Source organism: Inquilinus limosus MP06, from assembly GCF_000767795.1.
GTDB classification, from domain to species: Bacteria; Pseudomonadota; Alphaproteobacteria; order DSM-16000; family Inquilinaceae; genus Inquilinus; species Inquilinus limosus_E.
Genome location: NZ_JANX01000545.1, coordinates 1 through 4,217 on the forward strand (window position 1 = coordinate 1; position 4,217 = coordinate 4,217).

5 protein-coding genes are annotated in these 4,217 nt (G+C 72.2%); 2 read left to right on the forward strand and 3 right to left on the reverse strand.

Annotated features, from left to right (window positions below; genetic code table 11):
- The coding region (locus tag P409_RS27965) for an ATP-binding protein (protein ID WP_034846128.1) at positions 1 to 693 on the forward strand (693 nt) is incomplete at its 5' end.
- On the opposite strand, the gene P409_RS27970 is transcribed toward P409_RS27965, so the two are convergent.
- The 3 genes from P409_RS27970 to P409_RS27980 form a co-directional block, all read right to left on the reverse strand.
- Positions 662 to 1,633, reverse strand: coding sequence for a DMT family transporter (locus tag P409_RS27970; protein WP_052121489.1), 972 nt, complete (start codon positions 1,631 to 1,633; stop codon positions 662 to 664). The two genes, P409_RS27965 and P409_RS27970, sit on opposite strands and share 32 nt — an antisense overlap.
- A 267-nt stretch (positions 1,634 to 1,900) precedes the next feature.
- Positions 1,901 to 3,025: a murein transglycosylase A gene (gene mltA, locus P409_RS27975; protein ID WP_034846130.1), complete on the reverse strand. Its 1,125-nt coding sequence runs from the start codon at positions 3,023 to 3,025 to the stop codon at positions 1,901 to 1,903.
- A complete protein-coding gene (locus P409_RS27980; protein WP_034846132.1) occupies positions 3,026 to 3,244 on the reverse strand; it encodes a DUF4169 family protein in 219 nt (72 codons plus the stop codon). It abuts the gene before it with no gap.
- A gap of 159 nt (positions 3,245 to 3,403) precedes the next feature.
- Between P409_RS27980 and P409_RS27985 the strand changes: the two genes are divergently transcribed.
- Positions 3,404 to 4,217 (forward strand): AsmA family protein (locus P409_RS27985; RefSeq protein WP_034846134.1); only part of this gene is annotated, 814 nt, incomplete at its 3' end.

Sequence of the window (4,217 nt, forward strand, 5' to 3'; positions counted from 1 at the left end):
ATCGCCCTCGACCTGCCCTGGCCCTGGGGCGGCGAGCGCTTCGAACTCGGGCCGGTCCGGCCGATCACCTACATCATCGGCCCGCTGGGCAGCGGCAAGACCCGGCTGGCGCTGCGCCTGGCCGAGGCGCTGCCCGGCGCCGCCTTTCTCGGCCTCGACCGTATGGCATTGGACGGCGCCGAAGCCGGGGCCTGGCTCCGTGCGCGGCCGCTGCCGGACCGGGGCCTGTCGGAGGAGGCGATTGCTGCGGTCCGCGCCCGGCTGGACGCCGATCCGGACCTCCGCACCCGGGTCGAGCGGATCCTGGCCTGGCTGGTCGAGGACGGTGCCACGGCCTCCGATGCGCTGATGGCCCTACTGGCCGCGCTGGAGGCCGAAGGGCCGGCGGCGCTGGTGGTGGACATGGTGGAGCAGGGGCTGGACCACGCGACGCAGGAGGCGCTGATCGCCCATCTGCGCCGCCGCGGGCCGGCGGGGCGGCCGCTGTTCCTGATGACCCGGTCCAGCGCGATCCTCGACCTGGCGGCGGTCGGGCCGGACGAGGCGATCCTGCTGTGCCCGGCCAATCACAGCCCGCCGAGCTATGTCACGGCCTGCCCCGGCGCGCCGGGCTACGAGGCTGTCGCCACCTGCCTGGCGACGCCGGAGGTGCGCGAACGGCTCAGCCGAGGGCCCGGTCCTGGGTCGTCCTGATCGGCGACGGCACCGAGGCGACGGTGGCGGCCGGGGTGGCGTTCTGCGCCACCGGCGCCTGCCGCACCGTCTCGCGGTGCAGGATGTAGAGGCCGCTGGCGATGACGATGCCGCACCCGGCCAGCATGGTCGGGTCCGGCACGTCGCGCCACAGCAGGTAGCCGGAGACCACGCCCCAGATCATCTGGCTGTACTGGAACGGCGCCACCACCGCGGCCGGCGCCTGGCGGTAGGCGTTGGTGACGAACAGATAGGCGGTGCCCCCGAGGATGCCGCCGATGGCGATCGCCAGCAGGTCGCGCAGCGCCGGCATCACTCCGCCCAGCACCAGGATCATCAGCCCGGTGACGATCGCCGTGGTGCTGTTGGCGTAGAAGCCGAAGGAGATCCGGTTCTCGCTGGCGATGAAGCGGCGCAGCAGAAGGAAGCCCAGCGCGTTGACGACGGCGGAGAACAGCGCGCCCAGCACCGCCGGATTGGCCATGCCGGCGCCCGGCCGCAGCATCACCATGACGCCGATGAAGCCGACGCCGACCGCGGTCCAGCGCCGCCACCCGACGGATTCCCCAAGGATCGGCACCGACAGGGCGGTGATCAGCAGCGGCGCGCAGAACAGCACGGCGTAGACGTCGGCGATCGGCATCTCCGCATAGGCGTGGAAGCAGGTGAAGGACCCCGCCAGGCCCATCGCCGACCGGGTGGCGTGCAGCCACAGCCGCTTCGTGCGCAACTGGCCGACGCCGCCGGTCATCTGGGCATAGGCCAGCATCGGCAGCAGGCCGAAGGCGGAGTTGAAGAAGATCACCTGGTACAGCGGGAAGCCCGCCGACACCCATTTCACCGCGGTATCCATGCAGGTGTAGAGGGCGAAGCCGAGACAGGCGAAACCGATGCCCGCGGCGACGGAGGCGCGGGGCGGGGCGGCGAGCGTGACGGTCATGGGGGCGGCGGCCGGCGTAGAGCGGCCTCGAGGCCGCGATCCTCACCTTACGACTGCCGATTCGGCGGCGCCATTGCGCGCCACGCATCGCCTGCCTTCGATTCGTGCAGGACTGGATGCCTGAATTTTGCCAATGTGACCTCCGGCCGCGAACAACGCATCACCGTCATTGCGAGCGCAGCGAAGCAATCCAGGGGCCGGTGCGCACCGGCCCCTGGATTGCTTCGTCGGCTTCGCCTCCTCGCAATGACGGGAGAGGGATGGGCCTCAGCCTCCCGGCGTGCTCAACCCCAGCGTCGCCCGCGGCACCAGCATGTAGGCGCGGCCCTCGGCGTTCATGGCGCTGGCCAGGGCGCCGGCCTCGTGGCCCTCGCCCCAGTACAGGTCGCCGCGGATCGGGCCGCGGATGGCGCCGCCGATGTCCTGGGCCAGCACCAGCCGGCGCAGGGTGCGGCCCGGCACCGTCGGGTCGTCCTCGATGTCCAGCCAGACCGGCGTGCCCAGCGAGATGTAGTCCTTGTCCACCGCCAGGCTGCGCCCGGCCGTCAGCGGCACGTCATGGGCGCCGATCACGTCCTCCGCCGCCTTCTCGCGGAAAAAGACGTAGCTCGGGTTCTGGTTCATCAGCCACTGCGCCCGGTCGGGGTTGGCGATCATCCAGTTGCGGATATAGCCCATCGACATCTCGTCCAGCGTGGCGATGCCGGCATCGACCAGCACCCGGCCGACCGCCTTGTAGCGCTGGCCGTTCTGGCCGTCGAACTTCAGGCCGATCACCGTGCCGTCATCCAGCCGCACCTTGCCGGAGCCCTGGATCTCCAGGAAGAAGGCGTCGATCGGGTCGTCGACCCAGGCGATCTCGTAGCCGCGCCCGTCCAGCGCGCCGCGGGCGATCTCGGCCCGGCTGCGGCGGCGGTCGCGGGCATTGTCCGGGGTGCGGTACAGCGGCGTCTGGTAGGCGCCGCGGCGCACCCGGCTGCCGTTCAGCTCCGGCGCGAAATAGCCGGTGAAGCGGCCGTACCCGCCGCCGTCGAAGCCGGTCAGGGCGACCGGGGTGAACCAGGTCTCGAAGAACTGGCGGGCCTGGGCCTCGTCGCGGCCGGTCAGGCGGTGGGCGGCATCGCAGATCGGCCCCCAGTCCGACACCGGCCCGTCGATGCCGTTGTAGTTCAGCCGGGTGCCGGGCGACTTGGCGGCATAGACGCTGCAGGTGTTCCAGACCGCCGGCAGGGCGGCGGCGACGTCGTCGTCCTGCCAGCCCGGCAGATGCTGGAAATCGGTGGCGACGCCGCCGGTGCCGCCGCCCTTGGGCGACCGGGCGGGGCCGGCGCAGCCGGCCAGGACCAGCCCGAGCAGAGTAGCCAGGGCTGCGGCGCGGATCGTGAAGCGCATCTAGGCGGCGCCCCCGTCCGGGTCCTTGTCGCCATCGGTCGGGGACGGCTCGATGCGGTGGCCCTCGTGCCGGCGCTCCTCGCGCCCGGCCGTGTCGGCGTCGCGCCGCTTCTCCGCCCCGGTGCGGCCGAAGCGGGCGCGGTTCTCCTGCGCCTGCGCTTCCTTCTCGGCGCGGGCCTTGGCTTTGCGCGCCTGCCGCAGATTGATCACATCGCCCATTTTCCGCATCCCTCCGTGCCGTCGAGACTAGCCGAAACGGCGGCGGCGGATAAGGCGGCAGCACGGGCTCCAGTCTCAATTGTGATTTGTATTGTGAATCCCGCCGGCAATTTCCGATCATGCGCCGGAGTCGCAACCCCGGACGACGCCTGCAGCGCCGTGAAGAAACTCGCCCTCGGTCTCATCCTCCTCCTGGTCCTGCTGGTCGCCGCGGTGCTCGTGGTGCCGGGGCAGATCGACTGGACCCCCTACCGCGCCCGCATCGCGCAGGAGATCGGCGGGCTGACCGGCCGCGCCGTCACCATCGACGGGCCGGTCTCCTTCGAGATGCTGCCGATGCCGCGCCTCGTCGCCGGCGACATCCGCGTCGCCAGCGTGCCGGGCGCCACGGTGCCGGACCTGCTGGCCGCCAGCAGCGTCGACCTGCGGGTTTCGCTGCTGCCGCTGTTGCTCGGCCGGATCGAGGTGGTGGGCGTCACCTTCGACCAGCCGAGCGTGGCGCTGGAGACGCTGCCGGACGGCCGCCGCTCCTGGGACGGGCTGGGCGACAGTGTCGGCCGCCGGCTGGATTCCGTCCGCGCCGCCATCCGCCAGGGCTCGGTCCTGTGGCTCGACCGCCGCAGCGGCCGCCAGCTCGAAATCGAGACGGCGGATGTCCGGCTGATCGCGCCGGGCGGGAGCGGGCCGGTCTCGATCAGCGGCACCGGCGTCGTCGCCGGCGTGCCGATGACGCTCGACCTGTCGCTGCAGCCGCGCTCGCCGCTCGGCGCCCTGCCGGTGAACGCCACCATCGGACTCGACGCCACCGAGGCGCGGCTCGGCGGCCTGCTGCGGCCCGATGGCGGGCTGCAGGGCGACCTGTCGGTGGTCGGCAAGGACCTCGACGCCAGCCTGGCCCGGATCGGCATCAAGCTGCCCGCCTCCTCGTCCCGGCCCGGCGTCTTCGCGCTGCGCGGCACGGTGCAGGCCGGGA